We start from the raw sequence: 17,639 nt of genomic DNA, 5'->3' as shown, positions 1-17,639 counted from the left end.
AACAGGTTTTAAAAGCCTGTTAGGTTTGTATTGTAACTATAAAAGTTAATCTATAATGTCAAATCCGCAGTAAGGACGTAATACTTCCGGGATTACGATTCCTTCCGGAGTTTGGTAGTTTTCTAAAATTCCGGCCAAAACTCTAGGTAACGCCAATGAACTTCCGTTAAGTGTATGTGCCAATTGGTTTTTACCGTCTTTGTCTTTGAAACGTAATTTCAAGCGATTGGCCTGAAAAGTTTCGAAGTTAGATACTGAACTGATTTCTAACCAACGATCTTGTGCCGTAGAAAACACCTCAAAATCATACGTCAAAGCTGAAGTAAAACCCATATCGCCGCCACAAAGACGTAAAACTCTGTAGGGTAATTTCAATTCCTGTAAAATGTTTTTTACATGCTCTACCATTCCGTCAAGTGCTTTATAAGAATTGTCCGGATGCTCGATTCGAACGATCTCTACTTTATCAAATTGGTGCAAACGGTTTAATCCGCGAACATGTGCTCCGTAAGAACCTGCTTCACGACGGAAACATGGTGTGTATGCCGTATGTAAAACCGGTAATTCACTTTCGCTTAAAAGAACATCACGGAACAAATTGGTCACGGGAACCTCAGCTGTTGGAATCAAATACAAATCATCAATCGTTGAGTGATACATTTGTCCTTCTTTGTCCGGCAATTGTCCTGTTCCGTATCCTGAAGCTTCGTTTACCAAATGAGGTACCTGAACTTCATTATATCCTGCGGCTGTATTTTTATCTAAAAAGTAATTGATTAAAGCACGTTGCAAACGAGCTCCTTTTCCTTTGTAAACCGGAAATCCGGCACCTGTGATTTTTACACCCAATTCGAAATCGATGATATCGTATTTTTTCACTAAATCCCAGTGAGGTTGTGCACCTTCGTGCAAAACCGGAATTTCTCCTTCTTCAAAAACATTCAGATTGTCGTCCGGTGTTTTTCCTTCCGGAACAATATCTGCGGGAAGATTAGGTAATGTGTATAATTTGTTCGTTAATTCGACCGCCAAGGCTTCTGCTTTTTCGGCTAATTCTTTGCTTTTTTCTTTTAAGGAAACTGTTTTTTCTTTTAAGATTGCGGCTTTCGATTTCTCTCCCGCTTTCATCAGTTCTCCGATATCTTTGGACAATTTATTAGATTCAGATAAAACATTGTCTAATTCTGCCTGCGCAGCACGACGGTTTTCATCTAATTGCACCACTTCTTCAACAACGCTTTTAGCATCGATATTTCGTTTTGCTAAAGCCTTGATTACTTTCTCCTGATTTTCTCTAATAAATGCGATTTGTAACATAGCTTGATTTTTGTAACTATTTTATTTTTATATAAAGGAAGCAAATTTAAGGAAATGTTTGTTAAGATTAAGGACAAAGTTGTGTGTAAAAGAGAATTTCACGGAGTTTCGTAAAACTAATGTGGCGATTTACCAAAATTCAGGTTAATTCCGCAGAGTTGCGCGAAGCTGACACAGAGATTCGCTAAGATTTATATAGGACTCCGTGAGCCACAATTCTCCAAAAAAAGAATTCCACAGAGTTGCACGGAGCTGGCACAGAGATTCGCAAAGATTTATATTAAACTCTGTGTCTCTTTGTGTTTTTTCTTTGCGAATCTCTGTGGAATAACAAAAACTAAGCTCTTTTAATCTCGTGAGCTTAAATTATCTAGAAAGAGAATTTCGCAGAGTTGCACAAAGCTGACACAGAGATTCGCAAAGATTTGGATTAAACTCTGTGTGTCTCTGTGCTTTTTCTTTGTGAATCTCTGCGGAATAAAAAACTAAACTCTCTTAATACTACAAAGTTGCGCGAAGCTGACACAGAGATTCGCAAAGATTTGGATTAAACTCTGTGTGTCTCTGTGCTTTTTCTTTGTGAATCTCTGTGAAACAAAAAATTAAACTCTATGTCTCTCTGTACTTTTTCTTTGCGAATCTCTGTGGAACAAAAAAACTAAGCTCTCTTAATCTCATGCCCCACAAATTCCTCTAAAACCGCAAACATTTCATCTACCGAAAGCACTTCTGTATCGGGATGTGATTTTAGAAATTCCGCATTAAGGGTAACCAGATTTTCTTCTAATTCGAAAAAGGTATCATTGTTTAATAAATCTCTTGTTGGGTTTACACCTTCTAATTTTCCTTTTAAAAACTTACCAATTTTAACGCTGCTTAATAATCGAACTCTTTTAGCCTGTGTTTGAAATAATTCTAAATGTTTCTCAGCACCAATTAAAGCGAGCCCTTCTTCGATCAATTCATTCAATTCTTTGTTCCATCCTGAATTGTAAACGAATTGTGCAAAATTGCCTTCGGTATATTGTGATGTATAATAATCTAAATAATAACTCATCAGCGCATCTTCGTGAATCAAATCGTCGTCGATTTTTTCCTCACGCATCAGATTAATTACCGATATATTTGAGTTGATAATGTCCTGAGGGTTTGCACTCTCTGCTGCGCTTTCTGAAATAATGATTCTACCGAATTCCATTTTGAGTTTTGTTTTAATGGGTTTTGATGCAAATTTCGACTAAAATAATGGAGAAAAGAAAAGTGCTACTAAAAAAAAACAGCAGTAAACTTTTGCTTACTGCTGCTTTTTATCACAATTTTTATTCTTAAAATCTATCTTAGTGCTTTCACGCTAAAGCTACCTTCTGTAACTTCAACCGCTGCTCCGTTTTTAGTTGCAGAAAAATTAAATGTTCCTTCAATTCTTTCGCTATTTACAAGCGTAATATTCATTGTCCCTGATGTTGCATTTACATTACTAAATTCTGGCATAAAGGCAAAATCTACCTGATAGGTTGTTTCAAGCTTTGACAAATCAAGAACAATCGGGTGACTACCTTTTGTTACATTCAAAGGCATCCATAAACCAATACTTTTGTAGGTATTGTCTATTCCTTGACTTCCCTTTATAAGCAAATTTAATGAACTCGATACTCCAGGTTCAAAAGAATAAGAAGTTCCTTTGTATTTGAATTTGATAAATTCTCCTTTTGTTTGGATTTCATCCGGATTCTCTTTTGGAGCGTCATCACTACTACAAGAAGACGATAGAACAAACGCAAAAACAGCGATAGCAAAAAACACAATTTTCTTTAGATTTTTCATCATAAATGGCTTTATTTATTTTTTTTAAGATCGCAAATATATAGATATTTCCTACTCTTAAAGCCACTACGAGATAAAAATAAAAACTAAAATCCTTAATACTCTGTCAATAATTCTTTTAGCCCTTTGGTTTTCAAAATCTTGCCCTTTATAACAAGTAGAAGCCTTAGCTTACTCAATCTATACTACTTATTGTTTTGTCGAATTTCAGGCATGATTTCTTGACTTCGCTCGAAATGACACTTTTACAAACCTTTTATTTTTTGTTATGAAGTTTGAAAACCAAAAAGTAAACAAAGTACTACTTTACTTTATCTTATTTACACTATTTTTATGGGCAATAAGAACAATTGCTAACTTGTAGCATTTTATAAAATCAAGAAATTAGTTCGTATCAAGAAAAATCTATTTAAAAAGAAAATCAATGAGAGCAAAGATCGCTTTAGAATATTATGTTTTAGATGTATTCTCTAATACAAGTTATAAAGGCAATCCATTGTCTGTTGTTTTTACCGATGGTAATTTAGAATTAGAAGTCTATCAAAATATTGCGAAAGAATTTGGCTATTCTGAAACTTCATTTGTTTATTATTCTGCAGAACAAAAAGCGCTGAATGTACGATCGTTTACGCCGATTGGTTTTGAAATTGATGGTGCCGGACACAATCTGCTTGGTGCAGTTTGTGGTGCATTATTAAAAAAAATCCCCATATTTGAAGAACAAGAAGAGCACAATCGTTTTGTGATTATGAAAAATGCTCCAATACCTATAACCGTAAAATTTGATCCCGAAACACACTACCCTATTGTGCAGATGCACCAAAAATCTGCCGTTATTAAACAACAGATACCAACTTATAAAATTGCCATTGCGCTTGGTTTAAAAATAAAAGACTTAGAAATCGACATGTTAGTTCCGACCGTTGTTGAGACAGAGGTTGCACATACAATGGTTCCGTTGAGAAATAGTAAATTACTTAATGAGTGTACTCCAGACAGTAAACTTTTAATAGAAATCTCAAAAGAATATCAATTTGAAGGATTCTACTGTTTCTCCATTTCCGATCAATCTGAGGATCATATTGTTGAAGCACGGTTTTTTAATCCTATTATCGGAATTGAAGAAGATCCCGCTACAGGTACTGCAGCTGGGCCTTTAATTGGTTTTTTAACAAAAAACAGATATGCAGAACCTAATAAAGAATATAAAATCCTGCAAGGTGTCAAACTAAACCAGGCTTCTTTGATTGAGGTTATGGAACGCAAAAATGATATTTTGGTTGGAGGTTCTTCTGTTATTACAATGCGTGGTGAACTGTACATCTAACTACTTATTTCTACTAAAAAGTCACATTATTATGCGGCTTTTTAGTCCTTTCTAAAATCCTTTATGTTCCACTAGCAACTCCTTTAATTCGTTAGTTTTTATAAAAACCGCAAAACGTCCGGCCAATAACAACATCTCTTTTTCTTCGTTTTTTGTCTTCAACTTTGTTTCCACATGGGAGGCATATTCATATAACATTAAAACTTCACTCGCTCCAAAGTCTTTAAACATATCTTTTCCTAAACTGGATAGAATTACTTCGCCATTTTTGTCTTTTGCAAAACGATCAGTCCCAAACTTTGCAGCTAATTGTGTTTTAAAATCCGTTTGTAGTTTCAACCAGTTACTGGCTGTGTCATCCGTGTTTTTTAATTCTGTAACCAAATCTTCATAATCCTGATCTTTCTTCAAATTTGATAAGTAATCCCGTAATGTTGTAAAACCAATCACCTGGTAATTGCTAATTGGTATTTTATACTTCTCCAACACATTTTCAACATCATTTTCAAAAGTGATGTATCGCGTCTGAACGGTATATAAGGAAGCGGTCTCTAACAAGGAAATCAATCTGATTTTTACATCATTTATAAAGGGCTCCTTCTTTCCCTGTCCCAAACAATCTATAAAAAGGGCTTTTTTGTTCTTATCTTCTACTTTGACATCGTCATGAAGTAATTCTATTAGGGTTTGATATCCCATGTTATCAGAAGCCCCGCCATCGATCACACATAGTATTTTGTCCTGACCTTTGATCCCGAATTTTGTTTTGGGAAGCACACCAGGGAAGGCGGAACTAGCTGTAATGGCATACGTCAACGCGAAGTCATAACCATCATTGATGTTATTTTCATTAAGTGAAATCGGCGCTTTATTGGGAGCCAGTGAAGAATTTATTTTTAAACCCCGAATTATGTGCGGCATAAACGGGAAACGCTCCCCATTATTATAAGCCGTTCCGTTGGCAACCAGCATTGGCAACTCGGGATTCTGCTTGCTTTCTTTTGGAATAAAAAAATCAGACAAAAGCATTTGAGTTTTAAATTTCTCCGGGTTTTCCGGATTTGAACTGTCAAACTGCAAAACCTCCAAATCTAAACGCTGTGACATGGATACTTTTTCCCCTTTTTCGTTTCTGCTATTATTGAGAAGCGAGAAAACATTGGCTGATTTATTTATATCTGATTTGTAAGCGTCTGCTTTAGAAAAATAAAACTCATTAAAACTACAGTTGTCATGATGCAATTTATTTTTCAATATGGTTAAATAATATCCGGCTGAATAACAGCCTCCTGAAACGGTTGAAAAATAGTCTATTTCACTTAAAAAGTTACGCTGCGAATTGCTTTCTTCTATTTCCTCCAGCCCCAAAAGCACCCCCATACTAAAAAACTGTGCTCTGGATCCACCTCCTGAAATTCCGACTCCTAAAGCAATCTTGGGATTTTGAAATCTGCTGTCACGATCCTGAACCGATTTGTATTCCTTTAAAGCTAGCGAGGGAATTGAATTGTAGTTGATTTCTGAAAAAAGATTTATCTTGTTTTGAGCTATTCCTTTGTTTAGAAAAACAAGAATAAAAAATAATATTTTAACTCTTTTTTGTACCATATCTTATTACAAATAAATTGGTCTTCTAGTCCATATCAAATAATCTGAAAATAAACGAAAGTTCGCAAACAATAAATAATGCTACCAAAACAGCATGAAAAACGTTGTTTTGAACTTTTATCACTTCCAAACATAAAACAATATGAACGATAATTCGAAGATAATATTCCTTTCCCTGATATAAAAAATACTGTATGCCTTTTAATGCGGTATCAATCGTGTCGCCACCAAAACAAATCGCCGCAATTACAAAGAAACAATTATTGCGAGAACAAAATAATATTCATAATCCTTATAATCAGCCAAATCATCACGATAAAGAATGGCGCATAACAAATAAAAACCAATGCTTTAATTAAACGTATGCTTTACAACCATTAGTAATCAATTTATAATATCATACAAGCTTTTTATAATCGATTGAAATGCCATGTAAATCAGCAGCTTTTATTGCTCTTTCAAAAAACAAATACATAAAAAAAACCGCATCAGTAATGCGGTTTTTCTATATTTTAAATAAACTAAAAATCAAATTCTTAATTCGTTTTCATTGGTGGCAAATCGAATGCAATTGAATCGTGTTCGAAATTATTACGGTGTCCACCGTCACAAAAAGGTTTGTTTGCTGATAATCCGCAACGGCAAAGACCTAATGCAGCTCTTCCTTGTAATCCGTATACTGTACCTTCTGAATCCATTATTTCGAAATCACCTTCTATCTTAATAGATCCGTTTTTATTGATGATTAATTTAGTCTTGCTCATAACTTTGCTTTTTTGGCAAAGGTTGCAAAATATATTGCTAAGGATTTGCAAGAACAGGAGGTTTTTTAGCCCAAAGAGGCTAGTTTAAATTAAGTCTATTTAAACGAACGTTTTTCAACTTAAAAACAATAGAATTTATTGGTTATTAGCCTCGTCATCTTTCTTTTTCTGATTCATTTTTGTTACCAGCTCTTTCAATCGCAAGGCTCTTTCTCTTTTTTCTTCCTGAATTTTAGCCTTTTTCCGATTTAGCAATTTGGTATGTAAAGCCTTGTTTTTGGTGTTTTTTTCGGGTCCTTTTGCCATGATTTCTACTCTTAGTAATTGCGTTTGCAAATATACGGTTTTTGGTGTTTGTTAGCTTTAGAGGAATCGGGGCTTCGACTTCGCTCAGCCTGACAATTCGACTTCGCTTAGCCTGACTGTTCGGCTTTCCTTAGACTTACAAAACATCTTCTCTGCAAAGTTCTATGTTTTTGCAACGAATCTCACTGATCATTAAAATCTCGCAAAGTCGCAAAGACGCGAAGAAAAAGACTCCAAACTTTACCCCCAAACCAAAAAAAAACTTTGCGACTCCGCGACTTTGCGAGATTAATTCAAAAAAACTTCACCCCTTTTTTAAAAGAAACACAAAACCGAAAAAAACTTTGCGACTTCGCGACTTTGCGAGATTAATTCAAAACGCTTAAAAAAACACCAAACATCTCCTCTCTAAAATTCTGTCTTTTCATACCGAATCTCAGTGACATACTAAAATCTCGATTCTATTGCTTATTTTTGCACCCAATAAAATTGAGTTATGATACAGAATCCAAAGAGATATACTATTACAGCTGCATTGCCTTATACCAACGGACCTATTCACATTGGGCATTTGGCGGGGGTTTACGTGCCTGCAGATATTTATTCAAGATATTTACGCTTACAAGGAAAAGATGTTGCTTTTATTTGCGGAAGTGATGAACATGGTGTTGCCATTTCGATGAAAGCAAAAAAAGAAGGAATTACACCGCAGGAAGTTATTGATAAATACGACGGAATTATCAGAAAATCATTTGCTGATTTCGGAATTTCGTTTGACAATTATTCCAGAACTTCTGCTAAAATTCATCATGATACCGCTTCGGAATTCTTTAGAACGTTGTATGATAAAGGCGATTTTATTGAAGAAGTTACAGAACAATTGTACGATGCAAAAGCAAATCAGTTTTTGGCAGATCGTTTTGTAGTTGGAACGTGCCCAAAATGTGGTAACGAAGAAGCCTACGGCGATCAGTGTGAAAAATGTGGCTCTACGCTAAATGCAACCGATTTAATTAACCCTAAGTCAACGATTACAGGAGAAACTCCAATTTTAAAATCAACAAAACACTGGTTTTTACCTTTAGACAGATATACTGAGTTCTTGCAAGAATGGATTTTGGTTGGACATAAAAACGACTGGAAACCGAATGTTTACGGACAGGTTAAATCCTGGGTAGACGGTGGATTAGAACCTCGTGCGGTAACGCGTGACTTAGACTGGGGAATTGATGTTCCGGTGGAAGGTGCTGAAGGCAAAAAACTATACGTTTGGTTTGATGCTCCTATCGGATACATTTCGTCGACCAAAGAATGGGCGGCGCGTGAAGGAAAAGACTGGGAACCGTATTGGAAAGATGAAGACACAAAATTGGTGCACTTTATCGGAAAAGACAATATCGTTTTTCACTGTATCATTTTCCCTGCGATGTTAAAAGCAGAAGGAAGTTATATTTTACCGGACAATGTGCCTGCAAATGAGTTTTTGAATTTGGAAGGAAATAAACTTTCGACTTCTAAAAACTGGGCGGTTTGGTTACACGAATATTTAGAAGAATTCCCGGAAAAACAAGATGTTTTGCGTTATGCATTGACTTCTAACGCTCCGGAAACAAAGGATAATGATTTTACCTGGAAAGATTTTCAGGCAAGAAACAATAATGAATTAGCAGATAACTTAGGGAACTTTGTTAATCGTGTTGTTGTTTTAACTCAAAAATATTACAACGGAGCTGTTCCACAACCAAATGTTTTTACAGAAGTTGACGAAACAACTTTGGCAGAATTAAAAGCTTATCCTGCTGTAATAGCAAGTTCTTTAGAACGTTATAGATTTAGAGAAGCATTAAATGAGTTAATGAACCTAGCGCGTCTTGGTAATAAATATTTAGCAGACGGCGAGCCTTGGAAATTAATAAAAACAGATCCGGAAAGAGTAAAAACTCAAATGTATGTAGCATTGCAAATTACAACAGCATTGAGTATTCTATCTGAGCCTTTTTTACCCTTTACTGCGAAAAAGCTAAATGCTATCTTGAAACTAAACAACAACATTAAATGGAATGATATTATAAGCTTAGAAGAATTAATTTCTCCTGACCACGTAATTGAAACGGAGAAAGTTGATGTTTTATTTTCAAAAATAGAAGACTCAGAAATACAAAAACAAATAGATAAATTGGAAGCTACCAAAACGGCTAATATCGCTGAGAACAAAAAGGCTGAGCCTCAAAAAGATTTAATTCAGTTTGAAGATTTCGCTAAAATGGACATTCGTGTGGGAACGATCCTCGAGGCTGAAAAAATGCCAAAAGCAAACAAACTATTAGTATTAAAAGTAGACACCGGAATTGACGTTCGTACGATTGTTTCGGGAATTGCAGAAAGCTTTACTCCCGAAGAAATTATCGGAAAACGAGTTTCTGTTCTGGCCAATTTAGCCCCAAGAGCTTTACGCGGTGTAGAAAGTCAGGGAATGATTCTGATGACTACAAATGCAGAAGGCAAATTGGTTTTCATTAATCCGGATGCTGATGCTCCGAATGGTGAAACGGTAAATTAGACCTTTACGGATATAAATAATTAAGGAATTTTCTTACTTATTAAGCAGTCCAATCGATATTTATTAATACTTTTGTATCGACTAAATATCTTACAAAACTTTCAATAAATTTTATTAAAAGTTAACATAAGCGAACCCTTGCCATGGTGCGGGAGCAGGAAACTGCCCTAAATCTATCTTTCGAGATATTTAGTCACACCTAAAGCGAGGGTTTCGTACGTTTTAAATTTTTCGATTATGACTAAAGAAAATCAAAACACATCTCATCAAGATGTAATGCTATCCGTAGCAAACTTCCTTTCCGCCCTTTGGTTTGAAGGAGAGTTCAGAGACCAACCAGACTATCTAAACGAAATCTTCGATAGTATTCTGGAAACTGAAATGGGTAATAACCTCGAACTAAGGACTAAGATGAAAGGCTGTCTAAAAACCAGTCGCATGTTAGCAAAAGCGCTGGAGCCCTTTTCGGAGCAACAAATTGAGCAGGCTTGTAATCAAATTAAGAATGCCTAGCGACTAAAACAAAACGCGTGAAACTACCAATAGATTCGCGCGTTTTATTTTTTATACCAATAATTAATTGTCTAAAAAAAGGATCAATTTCAAAAACTGTGGAGAACTAAAAAATTGGATGTAAAAATTTAGTTTATTAAAAAAAAACCTCGTTTTGTCATTTCGACGAAGGAGAAATCACACGCGTAACTCGACAAAGATTGGCGATTTTCTATGTGGAATTTCTGGTGTGATTTCTCCTTCGTCGAAATGACAGAATTAGAGGATATAACCATTAAACTTACGTTTAAAATTAACATAAACACTCCCTCGCCATGATGACCCTACGGAAACACGGGAAATCTACTCATATGAGTATTTTTGCACATCTAAAGCGAGGGTTTTGTGTATCTATTATTATCGATTGTACAAAAGTTGCTAGTTAATTATTCTTTTTCCATTTGTTGCTATTTGAATAGCCTCCTGCTTTAGCTGGAGGTACATTGATTGAGAGATGAGCAATTGGCTTTAGCCAAAAGAAGCTGGATATATTTTGGCTAAAGCCATTTAATGTTTAATCGTAACTATATTCCTCCAGCTAAAGCTCAATGTCATTTCGTTAAGAGATTTTTTCACGCAGATTCTGCAGATTTTGCGGATTTTGCGGATTTTTTTTATTACATGCTGCTAAAATCTGCGTGAGACTTTTTTAAAGCGATCCTTAACTTAATGACGTTGAGATAAAGCAGGAGGTTATTCAAAATGATATTTTCACAAGAAAGCGTATGAAACTCACTTAACAGATTCGTATATTTAACAGTATATCAAATAATTAACATTCAACATAACCCTTTTTTTATCAGAAAATCAAGATATTTGCAAAAAACTATATCATGATCAAAAAAATACTATTCATCTGTTTGACATTAAACAGCATGACTTCTTTTTCTCAGGACATCGTGAGTTCAACTCCGCTTACTTTAAAAAAGAATCTCAATATTTTTCCGTCTGTAAACAATGATACCAAAGAAGTTACTTTGTTTCTAAGTGACAAGACAAATGTAAAAGCTATTCAGCTTAATGAAAAAATGCAAATCACAGATAGTATTTCTACAGCAAAACCTGATGCAAAAAAATACGACTTTATGATTGGCTACAATAGAAGCAGCAACAACACGAGACTGTTTTGGTCTTCTGATGACTATAAAAATATCTTTGCTCAGTTGTATGATTTCACTAGCCGAAAAATCACCACCAAAGAATATACTTTAGCATTAAAAAACGAAAAAGTTTTGCAAAAGTTCAGCGAAAATGACAACTTTTATATTCTTACTGTACTAAAAAACAGTAATAGTCTAAAACTTCACATCTTTGATAAACAAGGCAATTACATCGAAAAAGTTATTGATCTGGAAGGATTTCATTTTTTCAAAAGCAAGTATGTAAAGTCTGACTTATATGGTGTGTTGGAACAAAATTTACTACCTGCCGAAGCCCCTTTTTCATTACAGAACATCAATACTGAAAACCCTGTTTCGTTAAACGATAGTTCGAAAAAGAGAAAGTGTTATTTTAGCAAAAACCAACTCGTTATAACAATTGACCTGAATGTAAATTTCACACAAGTCATTGTAATTGATCTGGAGAAATATTCTGCCGTTGAAAAAATTATTAAATCTCCACCTATTTCTGATATAAGCAGTTCAGGATTTTCGATCTACATCAACTCAAATTCTTTCTATTTTGACCATAAAATATACCAGACAAAATCTTCGTCTGATATCCTTCATTTTACTATAAACGATTTAGACGGCAATCTGCTACAGCAATATACTGCTACGGAAGATAAACCAATTGAGTTTAAAAATTCAGAGATTTCTCAGGAAGGCAATGAATTCTTTGGTGGCAAAAAAACGCTCGAAACTTCTTCTCAATTTATTAGAAAAACAACTAATCTAAATTCAGCTCTTGCGTGTTATCGCCTTGGTGATACTACTTTAATAACTTTCGGAGGTGTTTCTGCCGGATCTCAGCAATCAGGCGGACAATCTGTAATGAACCAATTTGGATTTATTGGTTCTTTAATCGGATCTTTCGCATTTAATCCTACTATGGAGAGTTTTAACGCTTATTCTAACCGAAAAGTGGTTAAAATGGAAGGTCTTTTCGATAAAGAAGGAAAACACGTGAAAGGAGATTTGCAACCATTGGCATTTGATAAAATCAGAACTTTTCTCGACAAAGACAATGATGTTTCATCTCAGACACTATTTAAAACAGATGCCTATTATTTTGGTTACTACGATACCAAAACAAAAGAATACATCATTAGAAAATTTGTAGACTAGAAATATAATTCCCGATAAAATCGGGAATTTTTATTTTTAACCGTTCTCTTTTTAAATTTATTAAAGGCACAATCTCAGGACTTCAATAATTATCAAAAAACACCTCTTCTACCTCTTCAAATTTCATTAAAAAACAAGATCTTCGCCAAAAAATTCAGATTAAACCCATGATTAAAAAATTATTATTTATTTGCCTGTTCCTCAATACTATTAACTCTTTTTCACAAGATCTGGTAAATTATACTCCTATTGAACTAAAACGAAACAGAGATGTTTTTCAAATCGTAAATAATACAAAAAAAGAAACCACTTTATTCATTAGTGATAAGCAAAAAGTAAAGGCTCTTGTTCTTAATGAAAAAATGCAGATTATCGATAGTATTTCTGCCGAAAGACCAAACATAAAATTATATGACAATATGATTGGTTACAATACCAACAAGATGAATGCTAGATTGTATTGGTCCTCTAATGACTACAAACAGATTTTCTCACAATTGTATAATTTCCAAACCCGCAAGATTGTCATACACCAATATACTTTGCCTTTTAAAGACGAAATTTATTTACAAAAATTTAGTTCAGAAGATAAATTCTATATTTTAACTGTCATTAAAAAAAGTAATCTTTTTAAGCTTCACATCTTTGACCAGGGAGGTAAGTATGAAACAAGGATAATAGACTTAAGTAATTCTCGCTTTTATAAAAGCAATTATACCAAAACAAATCTCTACGGGATTTTTGCGGAAAATTTACTTCCGTTTGAAAGTCCTTTTTCTTTACAAAACATCATCAGCGAGAACCCAACTTCTATAACTGATGGTGCAAAAAAGAGAAAATGTTACTTTTCTAATAATCAATTGATAATTACACTTGACGCTAATGTAGATTATACCCAACTTATTACCATAGATTTAAAAAACTTTACAGCAACAGAAAAAGTCATTGGCAAACCAATCATTCTTATCATACCCCGTACGGACTTAAATTCAAACTCATTCTATTTTGACCATAAGCTCTATCAAATCAAAAGCTCATCAGATTCATTTTTCTTTACTATAAAAGATTTAGACGGAAATAATTTAAAAGAATTTCATGTTGATGCAGGCAGCCCAATCGATTTTAAAAACTCTGAGATCTATCAGGAAGGTGGTGATTTTGGAGGAAAAAGAATTTTAGAAACCAGTTCACAGTTTATCCGAAAAATAAACAGTCTAAATTCCGGAATTTCATGTTATCACCTTGGTGAAAATACTTTGATTACACTTGGAGGTGTCTCTGCACAAAAAAATACGGGAGCAGAAGTAGTGGCTTTTAGCGCATTTGGACTTGTTGGCGGCATTGCGCTAGCTACAATATATTATTACAACCCTACAATGGATAGTTTTAACTCGTATAACAACCGAAAAGTTGTAAAAATAGAATCTCTCTTTGACAAAGATAACAATCATGTCAAAACGGAGCTCAAGCCACTTGCATTTGACAAAATCAGAACATTTTTTGATGACATTACCGATGTCTCTTCTCAAACTTTGTTTAAAATGGATTCCAATTATTATTTAGGATATTACGACAATACAACAAAAGAATACATCATCAGAAAATTTGCAGACTAAAAAATAAAAATTTCCGGATTAGCGTCCGGGAATTTTTAGTTAAAAAACCTTGGCTTTTTTGCAATAGTAAAATACATTTAATGCAAAAAATAACTTAATGAAACTTACCAAACCAAGACTAGCTTTAATTGGCGGAATACTTTGTATTTTGATCTTCTAAGAAATAATCGGAACCAATCTAACTATTTTAGAAATAAATCTTTAAATTTGAGTATAAAAGAAAGGTTATGGACATGACTGCACAAATAAAAAAAAACCTGATCTCAAGAATTAAAGATTCTAATGATTTGAATTTCCTCAATGCCCTTCAAACTATATTTGATTCGTCTGAGCAAGCTCTTTATGAATTGTCATCTGAACAAAACACAGTTATCGAAAATGGGCGAAACGAAATTAAAAAAAGTGATTTTCATACAAATGATGAAGTAATTTCAGAAATCCGGGAATTGTTAAACCTCAACTAGGAAATATTCTCGAATAGTATCGTATTCCAAATAAAAATTCAGCATACTGTTTAAAAATCTTCGACTTCGTTTAAGATTTTATTTCTCTGAAAGTTTACCTGATTTTTTTGAGATTAACAACAATCAAATAAAGTAACCTAACTCCAATAATTTAAGCTTTGCTTCGGCGCTACTAAGCTTAGGACATTCCAAATGAAAATAACAAAACCAAGATTAGCTTTAATCGGCGGAATACTTTGTATTTCGATTTTCCCGATATTGGTAAAATTACGTTTAGCACCGGGATTAATTTCGGCTTTTTACCGAATGTTTTTTGCAGTCATTTTGCTTTTACCGTATGTGCTTTTGAGTAAAAATTTTAAAATGCCAACTTTAAGATTTACTCTTTTGGCAGCACTTTGTGGTGTTTTATTCTCTTCGGATGTTGCCGTTTGGAACATCGCCATTCAGGATTCAAGTGCCACACAAGCTTCGTTACTAACCAACTTGTCCCCACTTTGGGTTGGAATTGGTTCTTTTTTCTTTTTGAACACAAAACCCGCCACAAACTTCTGGATCGGAACAGCTGTCTCCTTATTCGGAATGATAACTTTGGTTGGTTTTGGTTTTTTCATGGAATTAAACTTCGATCAGGCTTTTCTTTTTGCAGTGCTATCCGGAATCCTTTATTCGATTTATCTGTTAGTCAGCAAAAATGTACTTTCTCATGTTGATGTTTTATCCTTTATGACCATTAGTTTGTTGGCCTCCAGCATTTATTTGGGAATTCTTTGTTATTCGCTAAATCAACCTTTTACAGGATTCTCTGATATGGGTTGGTTTGTATTGGTGCTTCAGGCGGTAATTTGTCAACTGTGTGCCTGGCTTTCGATAAGTTACGCTACGCAACACATGCGCGCAACGAGGGTTTCGTTAAGTTTATTGAGTCAGGCTGTAATTACTTCGATATTAGCTTGGTTGTTTTTGGAAGAACAAATAACTTTACAAATGGTTTTTGGCGGAATCATTTTGCTTTTCGGAATCAGAATCACGTTTTATGATAAGTCCATTTCGTTGAAAAAGGTTTTTTCTAAGTAACATTTGTGAAATTGCGGTCTGAAAATTGCACTCGGATTTTGCGGATTAAACGGATTTACGCGGATTCTTTTTTTTATTTGAATTGAAACTATTTGCGAACTTGGGGTGGGAAATTCACACACCGATTTTACTGATTAAGCAGGTTAACACTGATTTTGTTTGAATTTGAATTATAAAAAATCACTTTAATCAGTGGCAAAAAAATAGCACGCAGATTTAGCTGATCAAGCAGATTTATTTGAAAATCTTTAAAATCATTTTAATCGGTGGCAAAAAAATTAGCTGGCAAATGAAACGAATCAAACAGATTTGAACAAATAATTCGTGAATTCATGGCAAAAAAATTAGCACGCAGATTTAGCCGATTAAGCAGATTTATTTGAAAATCTTTGGAATCATTTTAATCTGTGGCAAAAAAAGCACGCAGATTGAACTGATCGAACAGATGTATTTAAAATCATTGTAATCGGCGGCAAAACCTGAAACAAAAAAACACGCAGATCTAGCTAATCGAGCAGATGTATTCAAAATCATTTTAGTCGGCGGCAAAACCTGAAACAAAAAAAAACACCTCCCTATATGTTACATAAAAACAAAATTCCAAATTTAAAAGTAATCGCCTTTGATGCCGATGATACTTTGTTTGTTAATGAACCTTACTTTCAGGAAACCGAACATAAATTCTGTGCTTTGATGGAAGATTATCTTTCGCACCAAGGCATTTCGCAGGAATTGTTTAAAATAGAAATTCAAAACTTACCTTTATACGGTTACGGAATCAAAGGTTATATTCTTTCGATGATTGAAGCGGCGATGATCATTTCAAACAATACCATTCCGGTTGAGGTAATTCAGAAAATTATTCAATATGGGAAAGAATTACTCGAGAAACCCATTGAACTTCTGGACGGAATAGAAGAAACACTAGAGGCATTGCATGGCAAATACAAATTGGTAGTAGCCACAAAAGGAGATTTAAAAGACCAGCACAGCAAATTGCATCGCTCGGGATTAGGTCATTATTTTCACCATATCGAGGTAATGTCAGACAAACAACAAATTGATTACGAGAAATTATTAGGTCGTTTGGACATTCAGTCCCATGAATTTCTGATGATTGGAAACTCTCTAAAATCAGATGTATTGCCTGTTCTGGAAATTGGCGGTTATGCCGTACATATTCCTTTTCATACCACTTGGGAACACGAAAAAATCAATCATAAAGTAGAACACCAACATTTTAGTTCCTTCGAAAAAATAACCGAAGTGCTTAATAATTTATTGTAATGAAAACACTTTTAGACCTGGAAAATTGGAATAGAAAAGAACATTTTGCCCATTTTAAACAAATGGAAGAACCCTTTTTTGGCGCTACCGTTGAGATTGACTGTACCAAAGCCTATCAATCCGCTAAAGACCTGAATACTTCTTTTTTTATCTATTACTTACATAAAACTTTGGTTGCCGTAAATGCAATTGAGAATTTTAGATATCGAATCTCAGAGGACAAAATCTACATTCACGATCGTATTGATGCTTCGGCAACAATTGGTCGCGAAGATGGGACTTTTGGGTTTTCTTTAATGGAGTATCATCCTGATTTCAAAATTTTTGAGCAAAATGCTTTAGCAGAAGTCAAACGGGTTCAAAATACAACCGGAATTTATACCCGTGAATTTAAAGACGATAATGTCATTCATTTTTCGGCAATACCGTGGTTAAATTTCACCTCGCTTACCCATGCCCGCAGTTTTACCTATCCAGATAGTTGCCCTAAAGTTTCTTTTGGGAAAATGATGACGGCAGAAACAGGAAAAAGAACCATTTCGATGGCTGTATATGTGCATCATGGCCTAATGGATGGTTTACACCTGGGACAGTTTGTTGACTCTTTTCAGGAGTTAATGAATTCCTAAACAAAATAAAGTCCGCGATT

General features: G+C 34.4%; 15 protein-coding genes. 9 read left to right on the top strand and 6 right to left on the bottom strand.

Annotated features, from left to right (window positions below):
* Positions 1 to 45: 45 nt before the first annotated feature.
* From serS to ACHRV3_RS16750, 3 genes are all read right to left on the bottom strand, one after another.
* A complete protein-coding gene (gene serS / locus ACHRV3_RS16760; RefSeq protein WP_230003893.1) occupies positions 46 to 1,317 on the bottom strand; it encodes a serine--tRNA ligase in 1,272 nt (423 codons plus the stop codon).
* Between the two features lie 658 nt (positions 1,318 to 1,975).
* Positions 1,976 to 2,515, bottom strand: coding sequence for a hypothetical protein (locus ACHRV3_RS16755; protein ID WP_395435459.1), 540 nt, complete (start codon positions 2,513 to 2,515; stop codon positions 1,976 to 1,978).
* 134 nt (positions 2,516 to 2,649) lie between these two features.
* Positions 2,650 to 3,144: a hypothetical protein gene (locus ACHRV3_RS16750; protein ID WP_395435460.1), complete on the bottom strand. Its 495-nt coding sequence runs from the start codon at positions 3,142 to 3,144 to the stop codon at positions 2,650 to 2,652.
* Positions 3,145 to 3,565: 421 nt separating this feature from the next.
* Between ACHRV3_RS16750 and ACHRV3_RS16745 the strand changes: the two genes are divergently transcribed.
* Positions 3,566 to 4,468 carry a PhzF family phenazine biosynthesis protein gene (locus ACHRV3_RS16745; RefSeq protein ID WP_047777009.1) on the top strand — a complete coding sequence of 301 codons (903 nt, stop codon included), beginning with the start codon at positions 3,566 to 3,568 and terminating at the stop codon, positions 4,466 to 4,468.
* A gap of 51 nt (positions 4,469 to 4,519) precedes the next feature.
* On the opposite strand, the gene ACHRV3_RS16740 is transcribed toward ACHRV3_RS16745, so the two are convergent.
* From ACHRV3_RS16740 to ACHRV3_RS16730, 3 genes are all read right to left on the bottom strand, one after another.
* Positions 4,520 to 6,076, bottom strand: coding sequence for a patatin-like phospholipase family protein (locus ACHRV3_RS16740; protein ID WP_395435461.1), 1,557 nt, complete (start codon positions 6,074 to 6,076; stop codon positions 4,520 to 4,522).
* A gap of 536 nt (positions 6,077 to 6,612) precedes the next feature.
* On the bottom strand, positions 6,613 to 6,840 hold the full coding sequence (locus ACHRV3_RS16735; RefSeq protein ID WP_056248078.1) for a CDGSH iron-sulfur domain-containing protein: 228 nt from the start codon (positions 6,838 to 6,840) through the stop codon (positions 6,613 to 6,615).
* Positions 6,841 to 6,975: 135 nt separating this feature from the next.
* A complete protein-coding gene (locus ACHRV3_RS16730) occupies positions 6,976 to 7,176 on the bottom strand; it encodes a hypothetical protein (protein WP_395435462.1) in 201 nt (66 codons plus the stop codon).
* A gap of 466 nt (positions 7,177 to 7,642) precedes the next feature.
* On the opposite strand from ACHRV3_RS16730, the gene metG reads away from it, so the two are divergent.
* The 8 genes from metG (at position 7,643) to ACHRV3_RS16690 (ending at position 17,619) form a co-directional block, all read left to right on the top strand.
* Positions 7,643 to 9,706, top strand: coding sequence for a methionine--tRNA ligase (gene metG, locus ACHRV3_RS16725; protein WP_395435463.1), 2,064 nt, complete (start codon positions 7,643 to 7,645; stop codon positions 9,704 to 9,706).
* A gap of 237 nt (positions 9,707 to 9,943) precedes the next feature.
* Positions 9,944 to 10,219: a hypothetical protein gene (locus ACHRV3_RS16720; protein ID WP_395435464.1), complete on the top strand. Its 276-nt coding sequence runs from the start codon at positions 9,944 to 9,946 to the stop codon at positions 10,217 to 10,219.
* Between the two features lie 872 nt (positions 10,220 to 11,091).
* Positions 11,092 to 12,546: a hypothetical protein gene (locus tag ACHRV3_RS16715; RefSeq protein WP_395426349.1), complete on the top strand. Its 1,455-nt coding sequence runs from the start codon at positions 11,092 to 11,094 to the stop codon at positions 12,544 to 12,546.
* Between the two features lie 167 nt (positions 12,547 to 12,713).
* Positions 12,714 to 14,162: a hypothetical protein gene (locus tag ACHRV3_RS16710; protein WP_395435465.1), complete on the top strand. Its 1,449-nt coding sequence runs from the start codon at positions 12,714 to 12,716 to the stop codon at positions 14,160 to 14,162.
* A 233-nt stretch (positions 14,163 to 14,395) separates the two neighbouring features.
* A complete protein-coding gene (locus ACHRV3_RS16705) occupies positions 14,396 to 14,626 on the top strand; it encodes a hypothetical protein (RefSeq protein ID WP_395435466.1) in 231 nt (76 codons plus the stop codon).
* A 192-nt stretch (positions 14,627 to 14,818) separates the two neighbouring features.
* On the top strand, positions 14,819 to 15,703 hold the full coding sequence (locus ACHRV3_RS16700) for a DMT family transporter (RefSeq protein WP_395435467.1): 885 nt from the start codon (positions 14,819 to 14,821) through the stop codon (positions 15,701 to 15,703).
* Positions 15,704 to 16,282: 579 nt separating this feature from the next.
* A complete protein-coding gene (locus ACHRV3_RS16695; RefSeq protein WP_047776990.1) occupies positions 16,283 to 16,990 on the top strand; it encodes an HAD family hydrolase in 708 nt (235 codons plus the stop codon).
* Positions 16,990 to 17,619, top strand: a complete 630-nt coding sequence (locus ACHRV3_RS16690) for a chloramphenicol acetyltransferase (RefSeq protein WP_230003909.1) — start codon at positions 16,990 to 16,992, stop codon at positions 17,617 to 17,619. The genes ACHRV3_RS16695 and ACHRV3_RS16690 overlap by 1 nt, the downstream gene beginning before the upstream one ends.
* The last annotated feature ends 20 nt before the right edge of the window (positions 17,620 to 17,639 follow it).

It is taken from the genome of Flavobacterium sp. FlaQc-49 (assembly GCF_044005985.1).
GTDB lineage: Bacteria > Bacteroidota > Bacteroidia > Flavobacteriales > Flavobacteriaceae > Flavobacterium > Flavobacterium cupriresistens.
This window is presented reverse-complemented; position numbering and strand designations above follow the sequence as displayed.